The sequence below is a fragment of the Pseudomonas sp. CGJS7 genome (assembly GCF_036961695.1).
Genome location: NZ_JBAMDI010000048.1, coordinates 41,001 through 58,050, shown reverse-complemented (window position 1 = coordinate 58,050; position 17,050 = coordinate 41,001). Strand labels below are relative to the sequence as shown.

Genomic DNA, 17,050 nt, shown 5'->3' with positions numbered 1-17,050 from the left:
TATCGGTCAGGACGTATGTGCCGGGTCCACCTTGGCTTCCCGGTGATTGGCCCAGTATTGAATCAGCTCACGCAACTGCGACAACTCCACCGGCTTGGCCATGTGTCCGTCCATGCCTGCCAGCCGCGCACGCTCCTTGTGTTCGGCGAGTATGTGCGCTGTCAGTGCCACCACCGGCGTGCGCTGGCGCTGGTTTTCTGCTTCCCAGGCCCGCAACTGCTGGGTGGCCGAGAAACCGTCCAGTATCGGCATCTCGCAGTCCATCAACACCAGGTCATAATGCTGCGCTTTCATTGCCTGCAAGGCCTCTTCGCCATTGCAGGCGGTATCGGGCTTGAGGTTGAGCTTGCCGAGCATGCTGCGGATCACCTTGGTCGAGATGCTGTTGTCTTCGGCGACCAGCACGCGGAAGTCGCCTGGCAGGTCCAGCGCCTGCGGGATGCCAGGCAGGCTGGCAGGCATCGCCTGTTCGCGGCCGCGCTGGGCCAGCTCCTCGGCCAGGGTGGTCTTCAATGTATAACCGGCCACCGGTTTGGCCAGTATTCGCTTGACCCCGGCGTTGCGCGCGATGACTTTGCTCGGCGCATTGCTGATGCCGGTGAGCATCACCACCAGGATGTCGTGGTTCAGGCTCGGGTCTTCCTTGATCTTGGCGGCCAGCTGCATGCCGGTCATGCCGGGCATGTTCTGGTCCAGCAGCACCGCGTCGAAGTAGTCGCGCAGGTGTGCCTTGGTGCGCAAAAGGGCCAGAGCCTCCTTGCCTGACGGCACCGCGCTGACGTTCATGCCCCAGGCGCTGCACTGCTGTACAAGCACCTTGCGGCACGTGTCGTTGTCGTCGACCACCAGCACGCGGGCATCGCGCAGCGGGCTGTCGAGGTCCGCCGGTGGCTGTTCCAGGCGCGAAGGGTCCAGCGGCAAGGTCAGCCACAAGGTGTTGCCCATGCCGGTGCTGCTCTTGATGCCGAACTCGCCCTGCATCAGACCGATCAGCTGTTTGGCAATGACCAGCCCCAGATGGCCGCCCAGCTTGTTGCTGGAAAGGAAGTGGTGGCTGTGCAACTCGGCCTGCAGCAAGGCTTCACGGTCGGCGGCGGGCAACGGCTCGCCGCTGTCCTGCACGGCGATACGCAGGCGTGGCACATCGCCGCGTTGATCCAGCGCCACCACCAGCAGGATCTCGCCCTGGTCGGTGTTTTTCAGGGCGTTTTCCAGCAGGCTCGACAAGGCCTGGCGCAGGCGCGTCGGGTCTCCGCTGATGACCCGCGGTACTTGTGGCTGGGTGAAACTGATCAGCTCGATGTTCTGTTGCTCGGCCTTGGCGCGGAAGATGTTCAGGCAATCCTCGATCAGCGCGTTAAGGTCGAACTGCACATCATCCAGCTCGATCTGCCGGGATTCCAGCTTGGAAATGTCCAGAATTTCGTTGATCAGCGTCAGCAGCTCGTTGCCGGCGCTGTGGATGGTCTGCACATAATCTCGTTGCTTCACCGACAGCGGTGTGCCCAGCAGCAGTTCAGTCATGCCGAGCACGCCGTTCATCGGGGTGCGGATTTCGTGGCTGATCTTGGCCAGGAACTCGGCTTTGGCGTTGATTTCTGCATCGCTGGCGGCCAGCGCGCGGCTGGCGCTGAAACGCTCCTCGCTTATGCGCCGCAGCCGTTCACTGACCGCCAGGTTGAGCAGCAGGCCACTGACCACGGTCAGGCCCAGCAGGATACACAGCAGCCAGGGTGTCGAGGTGCGTGTCAGGCCCAGCAGGGCTGGCAGCAGTACCAGGCCTCCGAGGTTGAACACCACCATTGCCAGGCTGAACAGGCGTCCGGGCGCATAACCCTTGTACCAGTGGTAGCTGCTGACCAGCAGCATGCTCACGCTGCCCAGCGCCATCAGGGCGTAGGTCATCAGGTTCAATGGCAGGGTATCGACGAACAGCAGCACCAGGCCACTGAGCCCGACAATCAGCATCTCACCCTGCAGCAGGCGGTTAAGCCGTGGCGAATTGCACGGCGAAAAGAAATGTTGGGTGAAATACAACCCGGACAGGCCGGCCAGGACCAGTGTCAGATAGGCGGCAGGCGTTTGCGCACTGTGCCACACATGCCACCAAGGGCCGCTGAGGTTCAGCAGGATCAGACCGCTGAGCAGCATCAGGCCGTGGTAGAGCGCCAGAATCAGGGTGGTGCTGGAGCGGGTGTAGAGGAAGCGGATCAGGTTGTGCATGATCAGCATGATCAGGCCGCCGAACAGCATGCCGAACAGCAGCGGCTGGCGTTGGTCCGAGGCTGCCTCGGCCGCAGGTTCAAGGCTGATGGCCGGACGCAGCTGGTGCTCTGAGGCCAGGCGCAAGTAGATGTCCAGCGGTTGCCTGCTGTTGGGCAGGGGCAATACATGGTCGCTGCCTCGCAGGGTCGGGCTGGCATTGCCGGCCTGGCGCCCGTGGTGCAGCTGACGCAGAAGTTGTTCGCCTTCGAGGGCGTAGAGGTCCAGGCCAGAAAGGTCCGGGGCAAATACCCGCAGCAGTTGCTCCTGGTCACCTGGTGCCAGACGATAGTGCAGCCACAAGGCCTGTCCAGCCGGGGCAGCATCAAGGTCGGCGAGAGGCAGTGGGCTGAACTGGTTGCGATAGCGCTCGGAGCGCACATCGCTCAGTTGCAGGTTGGCCTGTTCGTCGAGCAGAACGGTCCAGCCACCGTCATGTTCGGCCGCAGCCGGAAACATGCAGAGCAGGGTCAGCAAGCTGACGATCAGAGCTGAGGCAATCCGAAGCCGACGCACTACGAAATCCCTTCTTGGCCGATGTGCCGGGTACTCACTATGCGCGGCGCGCCAAGTCGAAGGCAAGGCCCATTCCGGGCCCTGTCGACGAGCCGGATGCCGCAGGCTGAAACCGCTACGGCATACCGGTAGTACTTACTGCTGGTGCTCACCGCGCTCGCGGGCGATGGCCCGATAGCCGATGTCGGAACGGTAGAAGCTGCCGTTCCAGCTGACTTCCTTGGCCAGGCGGTAAGCCTGCTGCTGCGCGTCGGCAACGGTGCTGCCCATGGCGGTGGCACACAGCACGCGCCCGCCGTTGGTGGTTACCTTGCCATCCTTGAGCGCAGTACCGGCATGGAATACCTTGCCTTCGATCTTGGCGGCAGCGTCCAGGCCGTTGATCACGTCGCCCTTGGCGTAGTCGCCCGGGTAACCGCCCGCTGCCAGGACCACGCCCAGGCTCGGGCGCGGGTCCCACTGGGCTTCGACCTTGTCCAGTGCCTTGGCGAATGCAGCTTCCACCAGCAGGACCAGGCTCGACTCCAGGCGCAGCATGACCGGCTGGGTTTCCGGGTCGCCGAAGCGGCAGTTGAACTCGATGACCTTGGGGTTGCCCGCCTTGTCGATCATCAGGCCGGCGTAGAGGAAGCCGGTGTAGACGTTGCCTTCCTCGGCCATGCCGCGCACGGTTGGCCAGATCACCTGGTCCATCACGCGCTGGTGCACGTCGGCGGTAACGACCGGGGCAGGGGAGTAGGCGCCCATGCCGCCCGTGTTCGGGCCGGTGTCCTGGTCGCCGACGCGCTTGTGGTCCTGGCTGGTGGCCATGGGCAGCACATTGTGGCCGTCGACCATGACGATGAAGCTGGCTTCCTCGCCGTCGAGAAACTCTTCAATCACAACACGCGAACCTGCTTCACCGAAGGCGTTGCCAGCCAGCATGTCACGCACGGCGGCTTCGGCTTCTTCCAGCGTCATGGCGACGATCACGCCTTTGCCTGCCGCCAGGCCGTCGGCCTTGATCACGATTGGCGCGCCTTTTTCCTGCAGGTAGGCCAGCGCTGGCTCGATCTCGGTGAAATTCTGGTAGTCGGCGGTCGGGATCTTGTGACGCGCCAGGAAATCCTTGGTGAAGGCCTTGGAGCCTTCCAGCTGGGCCGCGCCCTTGGTTGGACCGAAGCAGTCCAGGCCGCGGCTGCGGAACAGGTCGACCACGCCGATAACCAGCGGTGCTTCCGGGCCGACGATGGTCAGGTCGACGTTTTTCTCGGCGAAGTCGGCCAATTGCTCCAGGGCGCACACGTCGATGGCGACGTTCTCGCACTTGGCTTCAATGGCGGTACCGGCGTTGCCCGGGGCAACGAAGACTTTCTCGACGCGTGGGTCCTGGGCGACTTTCCAGGCCAGGGCGTGCTCACGGCCGCCGCTGCCGATGATCAAAACTTTCATGTCAAAACCTCGATTCAAGTGATCCCGTGGCTTGCGCCGAACACTGTGGGAGCGGGCTTGCCCGCGAATGCGGCGGTGAATCCACCATCGTATTCGCGGGCAAGCCCGCTCCCACAGGATCTCGACTCGCCTCGGGATCCGCGTAATTAGTGGCGGAAGTGGCGCATGCCAGTGAAGACCATCGCGATGCCGGCCTCGTCGGCAGCAGCGATGACTTCAGCATCACGCATCGAACCACCCGGCTGGATCACGGCGCTGATACCCACTTTAGCTGCATTGTCGATGCCGTCACGGAACGGGAAGAATGCATCCGACGCCATGACCGCGCCCTGCACCTGCAGGCCAGCGTGCTCGGCCTTGATTGCAGCGATGCGGGCGGAGTTGACGCGGCTCATCTGGCCGGCGCCGACGCCGATGGTCTGGCGCTGCTTGGCGTAGACAATGGCGTTGGACTTGACGAACTTGGCCACTTTCCAGGCGAATACCAGGTCGTGGATCTCTTGCTCGGTCGGGGCACGCTTGGTGACGATCTTCAGATCATCGGCGGTGATCATGCCGATATCGCGGCTTTGCACCAGCAGGCCACCGTTGACGCGCTTGAAGTCCCAACCGGCAGCGCGCTCGGCTGGCCACTCGCCGCACTCCAGCAGGCGTACGTTCTGTTTGGCAGCCACCACGTCGCGGGCGGCCTGGGAGATTTTCGGGGCGATGATCACTTCGACGAACTGGCGGTCGACAATGGCCTTGGCGGTTTCGCCGTCCAGTTCACGGTTGAATGCGATGATGCCGCCGAACGCCGATTCGGTGTCGGTCGCGTAGGCCAGGTCGTAGGCTTTGCGGATGCCGCCTTCGTCTTCAGGTACTACCGCCACGCCGCACGGGTTGGCGTGCTTGACGATGACGCAGGCCGGCTTGACGAAGCTCTTTACGCATTCCAGCGCGGCGTCAGTGTCGGCCACGTTGTTGAATGACAGTTCCTTGCCTTGCAGCTGGACAGCGGTGGAAATGCTGGCTTCGCCTTTCTTGGCTTCTACATAGAACGCCGCGCTCTGGTGCGGGTTCTCGCCGTAACGCATTTCCTGTGCCTTGACGAACTGGCTGTTGAAGGTGCGCGGGAATTCGCTGCGCGCCTCGGTGCTCAGAGTGTCCTTGGCCTGGTCGATGGTGCCCATGTAGTTGGCGATCATGCCGTCGTAGGCGGCAGTGTGCTCGAACGCCTTGAGCATCAGGTCGAAGCGCTGGGCATAGGTCAGGCCACCGGCCTTGAGGCCTTCGACGATGCCGGCGTAGTCGCTGGCGTTGACCACGATGGCCACGTCCTTGTGGTTCTTGGCTGCCGAACGGACCATGGTCGGGCCGCCGATGTCGATGTTCTCGATGGCGGTCGGCAGGTCACAGCCAGGCTTGGAAATGGTGGCTTCGAACGGGTACAGGTTGACCGCAACCAGGTCGATCGGCTTGATGCCGTGCTCGTTCATGATGGCGTCGTCGGTGCCACGACGGCCGAGGATACCGCCGTGGATCTTCGGGTGCAGGGTTTTGACCCGGCCATCCATCATTTCGGCGAAGCCGGTGTAGTCGGCCACTTCCACCGCGTTTACGCCGTTGTCCTTGAGCAGCTTGTAGGTGCCGCCGGTGGACAGGATCTCGACACCGAGCTGCTGCAGCTCACGGGCGAATTCGAGGATACCGGTCTTGTCGGAGACGCTGATCAGGGCGCGGCGGACTGGCAGGCGGGTAGTCTGGTCGGTCATTTCGGGTTCCAATAACGCGGTGGAGTCAGCAAAAAAGGCGCCTCTGTTCAGGGAGTCGCCTTTTCTGGATGGGATTCTGGCTTACAACAAGTCGTACTGCTTGAGCTTCTTGCGCAGGGTGCCTCGGTTCAGCCCGAGCATCTCGCTGGCCTTGGTCTGGTTGCCCTTCACGTAGTTCATCACGCTTTCGAGCAGGGGCGCCTCGACTTCGGAGAGCACCAGGTTGTACACGTCCGTCACGGTCGCGCCTTCCAGGTGGGCGAAGTAGTTGTGCAGCGCCTTCTCGACGCTGTCGCGAAGGGTCTGGCCCTCTTCGCTCGGCGTGTTGAGGTGCTGTTTCAGGTTGGCGTTGTCGCTCACGGGCGTTGTTCCACTCACAAATGTCTCGGTCATCATCGTCATGCGGCCACCCCTTGTCCGTCCTCTGTCTCAAGGCTCTGTCGACGTTCGCTGAAAAACGCGCGAACGTTGGCGCACTGCGCTTGTGTGTCTTCCAAAGCGTTGAACCGGGCGCGAAACTCCTTGCCGCCGGGTCGTGTTGCCAGGTACCAGCCAACGTGCTTGCGGGCGATACGTACGCCCATCACATCGCCATAGAAGGCATGCAGCGCGGCCAGATGCTCCAGCAGGATGCGTTCCACTTCGTCCAGTTGCGGCGCTGGCAGATGTTCGCCAGTGCGCAGGTAATGCTCGATCTCGCGAAAGATCCATGGCCGCCCCTGGGCAGCCCGGCCAATCAACAGGCCATCGACCCCGGTGGTTTCCAGCACCGCCCGGGCCTTTTCTGGCGAGGTGATATCGCCGTTGGCAAAAACCGGGATTGACACCGCCTGCTTGATGGCAGCGATGGTGTCGTACTCGGCTTCGCCGGTGTACAGGTCGGCACGTGTGCGGCCATGCACCGCCAGCGCCTGGATGCCAGCCTGTTCGGCGATCTTCGCCACGTTCAGGCCGTTCTTGTTCGCCCGGTCCCATCCGGTGCGGATTTTCAGGGTCACCGGTACGTCCACGGCGCTGACCACGGCGTGGAGGATCTCGCTGACCAAGGCTTCATCTCTCAATAAAGCAGAGCCTGCGGCTTTGTTGCAGACTTTTTTTGCCGGACAGCCCATGTTGATATCGATGATCTGGGCACCCGCCTCGACATTGGCCTTTGCCGCCGCTGCCATCATCTGCGCATCGCCGCCGGCGATCTGCACCGAGCGTGGCTCGGGATCACCTTCATGGATGCGGCGCAGGCTCGACTTGCGGCTGTTCCACAGGCTCATGTCGCTGCTAACCATTTCCGACACCACCATACCGGCGCCCAGGCGCTGGCAAAGTGTACGGAAAGGCTGGTCCGTGACCCCGGCCATGGGCGCGAGGATCAGGTTGTTACGTAGTGTGTATTGGCCGATGCGTACCGCCGACATAGGTGATCCCTGTTGTGGGGCCGAATCTTGGAGTTCGAAAAAGGGTTGGCATGATACCCGCTCTCGATGACTGGATAAAGATGGATTTGGATAAAATCTGAACAGTTGTCGGCTTATGCCTTTGCGCTTCAAGCAGCAGGCGACAGGACGAAAAGCGGTCGCGGTTGGGGCTTCTTGTCTTGTCGCTCGCTGCTGGCCGCTTGTCGCCTACTCCGGCGAACGGAAGCTCAGGCTGTAATTCACGGCCTTCGGGCCAGGGTCGAGGATGTCCAGGGCAATGTGGATTGGCGTCTGGCTGGGCATTTCGCCACGCCCTGCCAGTTCGCCCGACAGGTACTCGCTGGGCTTGAAGCGACGGCTGGCGATCAGTTGGCCATTGAGGTCGGCGAAGCGCAGCTCCAGCAACGGGAATGGCTGGGCGAACGGCGCGCGGTTGTAGATGATCGCGTCGACAATCAGCGCGCCCTTGAAGTCCGGGTGGCTGCGTACCACCAGATTGCTGCTCTTGATGCGTGCAATATCGACGCGGGTAGGCACCTGGCAACCGACCATCGGGCAGATCTGCTGGAAAATCGGCCGATACTGGTCCTGGCGGGCCATTTCGTCGAAGTGGAACCACACGTACTGGAACGCGAGCAGGCCGGCAGCCAGCAGGGTCAGAAAGCCCCACAGCAGGCGCTTGCCCCAGTTGGGTGCGGGTTTTTCCCAGCCTAGCTGCAAGGGGTCGTCGACCACATCGACCAGCGGCTCCTTGCGCGAGGGGCGCTCGGGTTTGCCGGCAAGGCCTGGTTCCAGGCGCTCTCCGGGCAGCGGCTCGACGGGCTCGTCGTCATGCGCCGACAGGCGCAGCGCCAGTGGCTCGTCGTCGCGGGCGCTCAGGCCCGTTTCCGGGGTTTCGTCATCGCTGATGCGCAGCGGTTCGCTGAATGCGGGCTGGTCATCGCGTTCGGCCGCACCGTGCACGGGGGGCTCGCCATCGATGTCCAGGTCAAGGTTGCTGCCCAGGGTAGGCTCGGTGCGTTCGCCGGGTGCAGGCTCCAGGTCGAGCTCCAAAGGTTCCGGTTCCAGCAGCACCGGGGTAGGCTCTGCCGGTTCCTGCGGCACGTAGGGCTCATCGGTAGCCGTGCCGAAAAGGTCTTCTGCGTGCTCGTCCGGGTGAAGTTCATCGCGCCGTGCCTGCAGCTTGTCATCCTGGCTGGCCGGGTGGGTCGGGGCCGGTTGGCCACGACGCTCCAGGCGCTCCAGTTCCTTGTCGAGGTCGAGCTCGTCCAGCGCCTGGGCAGTCAGCGCCCAGTCCTGGTCAGGGGGGGTGCCGCGTACGCTGGTGGCAGGCTCTTGCGCCGGCTCGGCCAGCGGCTCGGCAGGCACTGCAGGTACCGGTGCCGGCACCACGGGGGCGCTGGTGGTGGCGGCGCGGTTTTGCTCCAGCAGCTGCTTGGTGGCATTGAATACCTGCAGGCAGTGACCGCAGCGCACCACGCCACGGGCCACGCCCAACTGGTGGTGGGTGACGCGAAAGCTGGTCTGGCAATGCGGGCACTGGGTGACGAAACTGTCGGTCATGCGGCGATCCGGGAGCTGTGCAGAAAAGTATTCTAGGCCCGCTTAGCGACGCCGACCACTGATGCGCACCCAGCCGTCGCGCACGACGATCGGGTCCAGTTCAAAGTCGGTGGCATAAGCGGCGGCCACGTCTTCACCTTGCTCGGCGAGGATGCCCGAAAGCGCCAGCAGGCCACCTGGGCGAACCAGGCCGGACAACTGTGGCGCCAGCGACACCAGCGGGCCGGCGAGGATGTTGGCAACCAGCACGTCGGCCTGCATCGCCGGCATGTGTTCGGGCAGGTAAAGCGCCAGTTTCTCGTCGGCAATGCCGTTGCGTTGGGCGTTGTCGCGCGAAGCCTCGATGGCCTGCACGTCGATGTCGGTGCCTACCGCTTCGCGGGCGCCCAGCAGCAGCGCAGCGATGGCCAGGATGCCCGAACCGCAGCCAAAGTCCAGCACCTGGGTGCCTTCAAGCTGCTGGCCGTCGAGCCATTCCAGGCACAGGGCCGTGGTGGGGTGGGTGCCGGTGCCAAAGGCCAGGCCCGGGTCGAGCAGCAGGTTCACGGCGTCCTTTTCCGGGGCATCGTGCCAGCTGGGCACGATCCACAGGCGGCGGCCGAAGCGCATCGGCTGGAAGTTGTCCATCCAGCTGCGTTCCCAGTCCTGGTCCTCGATCACCTCGGCCTGGTGCTCGGGCAGCTCGGCGCCGGTCAGCAGGCGCAGGTGGGAGAACACCTGTTCAGGGTCGGCATCGGCCTCGAACAGCGCCAGCAGGTGAGTGTGCGACCACAGCGGGGTGGTGTTGAGGTCTGGTTCGAAGATCGGTTGATCTTCGGCATCCATGAACGTGACCGAGACGGCGCCTACTTCAAGCAGCGCATCTTCATAGGTTTCGGCTTGTTCCGGGCTGATGGCCAGGCGTACTTGCAGCCAGGGCATGGCGGGCACCTTTGATAAATCGACAGGGGCAGCCCTAGGCTGCGCGAAGGCTGGCAGTTTACGCGAGTGCGGGGGATTTGTGGATCGGGGGCTGCACTGCAGCCCCCGGGCATGTATCAGACAAAACAGAGCGACAGCGACTCGGCTATATAAGCAGGCTTCTCTTCACCCTCGATCTCCAGCGTGGCAATCGCCTTGAGTAGCCACTGCCCCGGTTTTTTCTCGGTCACCTCGCCCAGCTTTACCTTCAGCCGAACCCGGCTGTCGACCTTGACCGGCTGAATGAAGCGCACGCTGTCCAGCCCGTAGTTCACCACCATCTTCAGCCCTTGCGGCAGAACGAGGATGTCCTCGATCAGCTTGGGGATCAGCGACAAGGTCAGGAAACCATGGGCAATCGTGCCGCCAAACGGGGTTTTTGCTGCCTTCTCGGGGTCGACATGGATGAACTGGAAGTCGCCGGTCGCCTCGGCGAACAGGTTGATGCGCTGCTGGTCGATCTTCACCCACTCCGAGTGGCCCAGCTCCTTGCCAACGTACTGCGAAAGCTCTGTAACCGGTACATGGGGCATCGCGGACTCTCCGGGTTGTCAGTTGGTACGAAAGTACAAGATCAGCACGGCGAACCGTTTCAGTCAAGTTGCCCGCTTTTCGGCGAATATCGGTCTATAGCTGAGCGTGCTTATAATGGCGGCCATGCCCGAGGGAGATGCTTATGCTGTTGCGTGGTTTGACCTGGCTGGTACTGTTCCAGCTGCTGGGGACGGCGATCAATCACCTGTTTGTGCCGTTTTTGCCCGGGCCGATCATCGGCCTGTTGTTGCTGCTGCTCTTTCTCATGGCTCGCGGTGAGGTCGGCAAGCCGCTGAACGAGGCCGCCAGCAGCTTGCTGCGCTATCTCCCGCTGCTGCTGGTACCGCCGGCAGTCGGGGTGATGGTATATGCCAAGGACATTGCCGCCGACTTCTGGGCGATTGCCGGGGCCTTGCTGATCTCCTGTCTGTTGACCCTGGTGTTCGTCGGTGTGCTGATGCAAAAGCTCATCCAGCGCCAGGGCAAGCGTGAGGAGCAGCCATGATGCTCGACTGGCAGGGCGCACTCGATGCGGTCATTCACCACCCATTGTTCGGTATCGGCATCACGCTGGGGGCCTATCAGGTAGTGCTGGCAGCCTACGAGAAAACCCGCTGGATCTTCCTGCAACCTGTACTGGTGTCGATGCTGCTGGTGATCGGTGTGTTGCTGCTGTGCGGCATCGATTACAGCGAGTACCGCAAAAGCACCGAAATCATGAACATCCTGCTGGGGCCCGCTACGGTGGCCCTGGCTGTGCCGCTCTATCTCAACCTGCGGCGGATCCGCCAGCTGTTCTGGCCTACATTTACTACGCTGGTAGTCGGAGGCCTGTTCGCCACGCTCTGCTGCCTGGTGCTGGGTTTGTGGTTCGGTGCCGAGCACATGATCCTGATGACCATGGCGCCGAAGTCCGTCACCTCGCCGATCGCCATGCTGGTGGCTGAGCAGATTGGTGGCGTGGCGGCCCTGGCGGCAGTGTTCGTGTTGATTACCGGGGTGATCGGGGCGATCTTCGGCCCGGCGTTGCTGAGCCGCTTCGGCGTGCACAGCCCTGAGGCGCGCGGCATGTCGCTGGGCGTGACCGCGCACGCAGTGGGCACTTCGGTGGCCCTGCAGGAAAGTGACGAATGCGGCGCCTTTGCCGCGCTGGCGATGAGCCTGATGGGAGTGGCTACAGCGGTGTTCCTGCCGCTGGCGGTCAGCCTGGTGGCTTGAGGAATTGTGATGACGCTACCGCTGTTTCCGCTCAATACCGTGCTGTTTCCTGGCTGCTTTCTCGATTTGCAGATTTTCGAGGCGCGCTACCTGGACATGATCGGGCGCTGCATGAAGCAGGGCGAAGGGTTTGGTGTGGTGTGCATCCTTGAGGGCGAGCAAGTCGGCAAGGCGCCGCCGGTGGTCGCCTCGATCGGCTGTGAAGCGGTGATCCGCGACTTCGTGCAGCAGGATAACGGCTTGCTGGGTATCCGCGTCGAGGGCGTGCGGCGCTTCAATCTGGAAAGCTCCGAGGTGCAGAAGGACCAGTTGCTGGTGGGCCAGGTGCAATGGCTGCCGGAGCACGCCGACAGCCCGTTGCTGGAAGCCGATGACGACCTATTGGCGCTGCTGGTGGCTCTGGGTGAGCACCCCATGGTCGAAGCGCTGGGCATGCCGCGGCCGGTGGACGGGCGTCAGGCGCTGGCCAATCAGCTGGCGTACCTGTTGCCGTTCATGGAAGAGGACAAGCTGGACCTGCTGACCCTCGATTCGCCACAGCAGCGGCTGGGCGAGATTCAGAAACTGCTGGAGCGGATTCAGGGTGAGTTGTTCGCCTGATGGTTCTGTATTGCCTGTGCCGGCCCCTTCGCGGGTAAACCCGCTCCTACGACAGGCGCGATCCCCGCGTAGGAGCGGGTTCACCCGCGAATAGGCCCGCACAGGCAACATCAATATTGATACCTGACCAACGCCTGCGGCAGCGCATGCATGGCGAAGAACGCCAGCAGCGCCACGCATGCCGGCAACACCAGCCACCACACCCGCAGCGGCAGGGCTGGCAGGGTCTGCTGGCGTTGCACCAATGTCAGGCTGAGTGCGCACACGCAACAAGCCAGCAGGGCCCCGGCCAGGATATCGGTTGGCCAGTGCGCCCCCAGGTACACCCGCGACAGGGCAATCGCCAGCGCTGGAATGCACCCCAGCATCACCCAGGTCAGGCGCATCCGTGGTGGCTGGCCACGCCCTGCCAGCACGGCCATGACCAGGAAGAACGCGAACGATGCCGAGCTGTGCCCGCTGGGCATGCTGTAGCTGGTCAGTGGGTCGGTCAGTACTTCCGGCCTGGCCCGGGCAAATAGCCATTTCAGTGTGCCGTTGGCGATCGCCGTGCCCATCAACGCGCCCGCCGCGAAAAATGCGTGTCGCCATTGACGGGCAAGCAGCAGCAGGCCTGTCAGCAGGGCGCCGAGGAACAACTGGGTGCGGAAATCGCCTAGCCGTGTCACCAGCACCACGGTGCTGTCGATGGCCTGGCTGCGATGCTCCTGGACCAGTGTCATCACGCCTTGGTCGAACTCATGGAAGTAGGGCCAGCCGAGGAATACACCGGCCAGGGTGATGAAGCTGAGCGCGGCAACCAGCCTGGTGCCGTGGCGCTGGTCACGCAGGCTGGTATTGAGGCTCAGGCCGATCAGCACCGCGAGGGCGCCGGCGATGATCCCGGCGTCCAGCCAGAAGCCTTCCGGCAGGGGCAGGCGCATGGCGGCGCCGGTGGCCCAGCCGGGCAGCAGGTAGGCGACCGACCAGCCGGCGCCCGCCAGCAGGCTGACGGCGATGAAGCGCGGCAGGGGCATGTCGAACATGCCGGCGACCATTGGCAGCATCGGCCGCAGCGGGCCGATGAAGCGGCCTACCAGCAGGCTGGCGATGCCATAACGCTGGAAGTAGCTTTCGGCGCTGCCGATCCACTCCGGATGGTGGCGTAGCAGCGGCAGGCGGCGGATGTTCTGGTGGAAGTACTTGCCCACTGCGTAAGACATGGCGTCGCCCAGCAGGCCGCCGAGAAAGCCGAGGAGCAGCGTTTCGCCCAGGCTGAACGTGCCGTTACCGGCCAGTACCGCAACGGCGAACAGCAGTACGGTGCCCGGCACGATAATGCCGGCGATGGCCAGGCATTCGATGCAGGCCACCAGGAAAATCGCTAGGCCAAGCCACTGCGGGTTGGCGCTGAGCCAGCCGGTCAGGCTGTCGAGCCATTGGCCCATGTTCAGCTTCCTTGTTCGAGAATGAAGAAATCACGGCCTTCGACTTGGCCGCGGCGTAACGGGTTCCGTGTGCAGAAACGGGCGTACTCGGCATCGACGAAGCGGTACGGCAGGTGCTCGTCGCGCCCGTGCGGGATGCCCAGGCGAGCAGCCTGGATCACCCGGGGCACGGCGTTGCCGCAGTCCTCGACGTACAGGCGTTCGGCGTCGAAACGCTGGGCGTCCCAATGCGGCACTTTCAGGCCCAGGGCCCGGCATAGCAGGGTCTGGCCGGCGCACAGGCGCTCTTGCGGGCGGATATTGCCGCTTGCATCGGGATTGTTCAGTTGCATCTGCGCCAGGCTGTCGGGCCCCGAGAGGGTGTCCTGCCAAGGATAGGCAGACTTGATCAGCACCGCGTTGCCCGGCCCGTGGGCGCTGAAGTTCAGCGAATCGCCGCCGCGGGCGTAGTACATGTAGATGTGCCCCCCATCCAGGAACAGCGCCTTGCGTTTTTCGGTGTAGCCGAGCGAAGCGTGGCTACCTTTGTCGGAAAGGTAGTAGGCCTCGGTCTCGATGATTCGCGCGGCCAGCCACAGGTCGCCGTGGCGGTGACGGATGACCTTGCCCAGCAGTGCCTTGGCCAGGGTCTGGGCGTCGCGGTCGAAAAAGCTGTCGGGCAGGGCTGGCATGCGGGGCAGTTCGTGGCTGGAGAGGCGGGGATGATAGCAATGAATGGCTTAATCGAGGCTGAATCGGATGGTGATGTGGGCAGTGCCGGCCCGTTCGCGGGTAAACCCGCTCCTACACAAATCCCTGTGGGAGCGGGCGCGCCCGCGAAAGGGCCGCGACAGGAGGTGGAAATCTCGATAACCCCGGTTACATCTTTCCTACACATTGCCCCATCCATTTTCTACCATCCGCCACCCGCCGCTGGGCGTACACCTGCGCGGCAGTTATAATCAGCCGATTTCCCCTTCGCCAAGACACCGAACCCATGACTGAGTCCGTTCTTGACTATATGACCCGTTTGGGTCGCGCTGCCCGTGAGGCTTCCCGGGTGATTGGCCGTGCCAGCACCGCGCAGAAGAACCGCGCCCTGCAAGCCGCCGCTGACGCGCTGGACGTTGCCCGTGCCGAACTCACCGCTGCCAACGAGCTGGACCTGGCCGCCGGCCGCGCCAGTGGCCTGGAGCCCGCACTGCTCGACCGTCTGGCGCTGACCCCGGCGCGTATCGACGGCATGATCACCGGCTTGCGTCAGGTGGCCAGCCTGCCGGACCCAGTCGGTGCCATCCGCGACATGAGCTACCGTCCATCGGGCATTCAGGTAGGCAAGATGCGAACCCCGCTGGGAGTGATCGGGATCATCTATGAATCGCGTCCGAACGTGACCATTGATGCCGCCAGCCTGTGCCTCAAGTCGGGCAATGCAACCATCCTGCGTGGCGGTTCCGAAGCCATCCACTCCAACCGCGCCATTGCCACCTGCATTCAGCGTGGCCTGGCCGAAGCCGGCCTGCCGGCGGCGGTGGTGCAGGTGGTCGAAACCACCGACCGCGAAGCCGTGGGCGCGCTGATCAGCATGCCGGAATTCGTCGATGTCATCGTGCCGCGCGGAGGCCGTGGCCTGATCGAGCGCATCAGCCGCGATGCCCGCGTGCCGGTGATCAAGCATCTGGACGGCATCTGCCACATCTATGTCAGCCAGCATGCCGACCTGGACAAGGCCTGGAATGTGGCTTTCAACGCCAAGACCTACCGCTACGGCATCTGCGGTGCCATGGAAACGCTGCTGGTCGACCAACAAGTGGCTGAGCGCTTCCTGCCAGAAATGGCCCGCCGCTTCGTGGAGAATGGCGTGGAGCTGCGCGGTTGCGAGCGTACCCAGGCTATCATCAGCGCCAAACCGGCCACCGAAGCCGACTGGCACACGGAATACCTCGATGCGATCCTGTCGATTCGCGTGGTCGACGGCCTGAACCAGGCCATCGAGCACATCAACCACTATGGCTCGCACCACACCGACTCGATCATCAGCGAACACCAGGGTGAAGCCCGTCAGTTCATGGCTGAGGTCGATTCGGCGTCGGTCATGCTCAACACCCCGACCTGCTTTGCCGATGGCTTCGAGTACGGCCTGGGTGCGGAAATCGGTATTTCCACCGACAAGCTGCATGCCCGCGGCCCTGTCGGCCTGGAAGGCCTGACCTGCGAGAAGTATGTGGTGATCGGCGATGGCCAGTTGCGCGGCCAGGGGTCCTGCTGAGTTGAGCAAGGCCCAGGCAGTCCGGCGTATCGGCATTCTAGGTGGTACCTTCGACCCCGTGCATATCGGCCACTTGCGCAGCGCGCTTGAAGTGGCCGAGTTCATGCGGTTGGATGAGCTACGCCTGTTGCCCAATGCCCGGCCGCCGCACCGCGACACGCCACAGGTGGCCGCGCAGGATCGCCTGGCGATGGTCCGTGAAGCGGTGCAGGGCGTCGCTTGCCTGAGCGTCGATGCCCGCGAGCTGGAACGTGACAAGCCGTCGTACACCATCGATACGCTGGAATCGATCCGCGCCGAACTGTCCGGCCACGACCAGCTGTTCCTGGTGCTGGGTTGGGATGCCTTCTGTGGCCTGCCCGCCTGGCATCGCTGGGAAGAATTGCTGCAACACTGTCACATCCTGGTACTGCAACGTCCGGATGCCGACGTAGAACCCCCTGACGAGTTGCGCAACCTGTTGGCTGCGCGCTCGGAGAGCGATCCCACCGCCATGTCCGGCCCGGCGGGAAATATTTCGTTCGTCTGGCAGACGCCGCTTGCGGTGTCGGCTACACAGATCCGACAGCTGCTGGCCAGCGGCAAATCGGTGAGGTTCCTGGTGCCGGACGCCGTACTGGCCTATATCGAGGCGCACGAACTGTATCGTGCGCCCAACTGACGGTGCCTCTGGCGCCTCATCCAACGAGTTGAACGAGTTTTATATGACCAAGCAGAAAATTTACGGCGAAGAACTGGTCGCAGTGACCAAGGCAGCGCTGGAAGACGTCAAGGCCCAGGACATCCAGGTCATCGACGTGCGCGAGAAGCACAGCCTGACCGACTACATGATCATTGCCACCGGTACCTCCAACCGCCAGATCAACGCGATGGCCGAAAAGGTCCGTGAAGCAGTCAAGGCCAAGGGCGCCCAGCCACTGGGTGAAGAAGGCAAGGGCGACAGCGACTGGGTGCTGCTGGACCTGAACGACGTCATCGTGCACATGATGACCGCCGCTGCCCGCCAGTTCTACGACCTTGAGCGTCTGTGGCAGGGTGCCGAGCAAAGCCGTGCCGCCGATGGCAAGCACCACAGCCCGGACCATGCCCACGAGTACTCCGACAAGCTCAAAGACCGCGAATAAG

16 protein-coding genes are annotated in these 17,050 nt (G+C 63.3%); 6 read left to right on the top strand and 10 right to left on the bottom strand.

The genetic code is table 11. The features are described from left to right. Positions 1-6 precede the first annotated feature (6 nt). The 8 genes from V7787_RS26125 to V7787_RS26090 form a co-directional block, all read right to left on the bottom strand. Positions 7-2,778 (bottom strand): hybrid sensor histidine kinase/response regulator, encoded by a 2,772-nt coding sequence (locus V7787_RS26125; protein WP_064491153.1) that lies wholly within the window; start codon positions 2,776-2,778, stop codon positions 7-9. A 135-nt stretch (positions 2,779-2,913) separates the two neighbouring features. Next, a complete protein-coding gene (gene purD, locus V7787_RS26120; RefSeq protein ID WP_003249685.1) occupies positions 2,914-4,209 on the bottom strand; it encodes a phosphoribosylamine--glycine ligase in 1,296 nt (431 codons plus the stop codon). Between the two features lie 146 nt (positions 4,210-4,355). Next, the gene (gene purH / locus V7787_RS26115; RefSeq protein WP_003249687.1) at positions 4,356-5,963 is read right to left on the bottom strand and encodes a bifunctional phosphoribosylaminoimidazolecarboxamide formyltransferase/IMP cyclohydrolase; all 1,608 of its coding nucleotides are present in this window, start codon (positions 5,961-5,963) and stop codon (positions 4,356-4,358) included. Between the two features lie 81 nt (positions 5,964-6,044). Beyond that, complete coding sequence (gene fis, locus V7787_RS26110; RefSeq protein ID WP_012274390.1) at positions 6,045-6,365, bottom strand: DNA-binding transcriptional regulator Fis; 321 nt, start codon at positions 6,363-6,365, stop codon at positions 6,045-6,047. Then, positions 6,362-7,375 carry a tRNA dihydrouridine synthase DusB gene (gene dusB, locus V7787_RS26105; RefSeq protein WP_003249695.1) on the bottom strand — a complete coding sequence of 338 codons (1,014 nt, stop codon included), beginning with the start codon at positions 7,373-7,375 and terminating at the stop codon, positions 6,362-6,364. Before dusB ends, fis begins: the two co-directional genes overlap by 4 nt. Positions 7,376-7,582: 207 nt before the next feature. Continuing rightward, positions 7,583-8,938, bottom strand: a complete 1,356-nt coding sequence (locus V7787_RS26100; RefSeq protein ID WP_336090122.1) for a DUF3426 domain-containing protein — start codon at positions 8,936-8,938, stop codon at positions 7,583-7,585. A gap of 42 nt (positions 8,939-8,980) precedes the next feature. After that, a complete protein-coding gene (prmA, locus tag V7787_RS26095) occupies positions 8,981-9,859 on the bottom strand; it encodes a 50S ribosomal protein L11 methyltransferase (RefSeq protein WP_336090120.1) in 879 nt (292 codons plus the stop codon). Positions 9,860-9,975: 116 nt separating this feature from the next. Next, on the bottom strand, positions 9,976-10,431 hold the full coding sequence (locus tag V7787_RS26090; RefSeq protein ID WP_003249703.1) for a MaoC family dehydratase: 456 nt from the start codon (positions 10,429-10,431) through the stop codon (positions 9,976-9,978). 143 nt (positions 10,432-10,574) lie between these two features. Between V7787_RS26090 and V7787_RS26085 the strand changes: the two genes are divergently transcribed. From V7787_RS26085 to V7787_RS26075, 3 genes are read left to right on the top strand one after another with little or no spacing between them, the layout of a single operon-like run. After that, positions 10,575-10,937 (top strand): CidA/LrgA family protein, encoded by a 363-nt coding sequence (locus tag V7787_RS26085; RefSeq protein WP_047604683.1) that lies wholly within the window; start codon positions 10,575-10,577, stop codon positions 10,935-10,937. After that, a complete protein-coding gene (locus V7787_RS26080; protein ID WP_064491150.1) occupies positions 10,934-11,650 on the top strand; it encodes an LrgB family protein in 717 nt (238 codons plus the stop codon). Before V7787_RS26085 ends, V7787_RS26080 begins: the two co-directional genes overlap by 4 nt. 9 nt (positions 11,651-11,659) lie before the next feature. After that, positions 11,660-12,250: an LON peptidase substrate-binding domain-containing protein gene (locus tag V7787_RS26075; RefSeq protein ID WP_336090117.1), complete on the top strand. Its 591-nt coding sequence runs from the start codon at positions 11,660-11,662 to the stop codon at positions 12,248-12,250. Between the two features lie 110 nt (positions 12,251-12,360). On the opposite strand, the gene V7787_RS26070 is transcribed toward V7787_RS26075, so the two are convergent. Both V7787_RS26070 and V7787_RS26065 read right to left on the bottom strand, forming a co-directional pair. Continuing rightward, positions 12,361-13,677, bottom strand: a complete 1,317-nt coding sequence (locus V7787_RS26070) for a bifunctional DedA family/phosphatase PAP2 family protein (RefSeq protein WP_064491149.1) — start codon at positions 13,675-13,677, stop codon at positions 12,361-12,363. A gap of 2 nt (positions 13,678-13,679) precedes the next feature. Continuing rightward, positions 13,680-14,348: a DNA-3-methyladenine glycosylase gene (locus V7787_RS26065; protein WP_010955424.1), complete on the bottom strand. Its 669-nt coding sequence runs from the start codon at positions 14,346-14,348 to the stop codon at positions 13,680-13,682. Positions 14,349-14,653: 305 nt separating this feature from the next. On the opposite strand from V7787_RS26065, the gene V7787_RS26060 reads away from it, so the two are divergent. From V7787_RS26060 to rsfS, 3 genes are read left to right on the top strand one after another with little or no spacing between them, the layout of a single operon-like run. After that, positions 14,654-15,925, top strand: coding sequence for a glutamate-5-semialdehyde dehydrogenase (locus V7787_RS26060; RefSeq protein ID WP_336090114.1), 1,272 nt, complete (start codon positions 14,654-14,656; stop codon positions 15,923-15,925). Further along, on the top strand, positions 15,894-16,586 hold the full coding sequence (gene nadD / locus V7787_RS26055; protein ID WP_020191776.1) for a nicotinate-nucleotide adenylyltransferase: 693 nt from the start codon (positions 15,894-15,896) through the stop codon (positions 16,584-16,586). Before V7787_RS26060 ends, nadD begins: the two co-directional genes overlap by 32 nt. Before the next feature lie 43 nt (positions 16,587-16,629). Continuing rightward, entirely contained in the window at positions 16,630-17,049 is a 420-nt protein-coding gene (rsfS, locus tag V7787_RS26050) for a ribosome silencing factor (protein ID WP_009685825.1), read from the top strand. Position 17,050 lies beyond the last annotated feature (1 nt).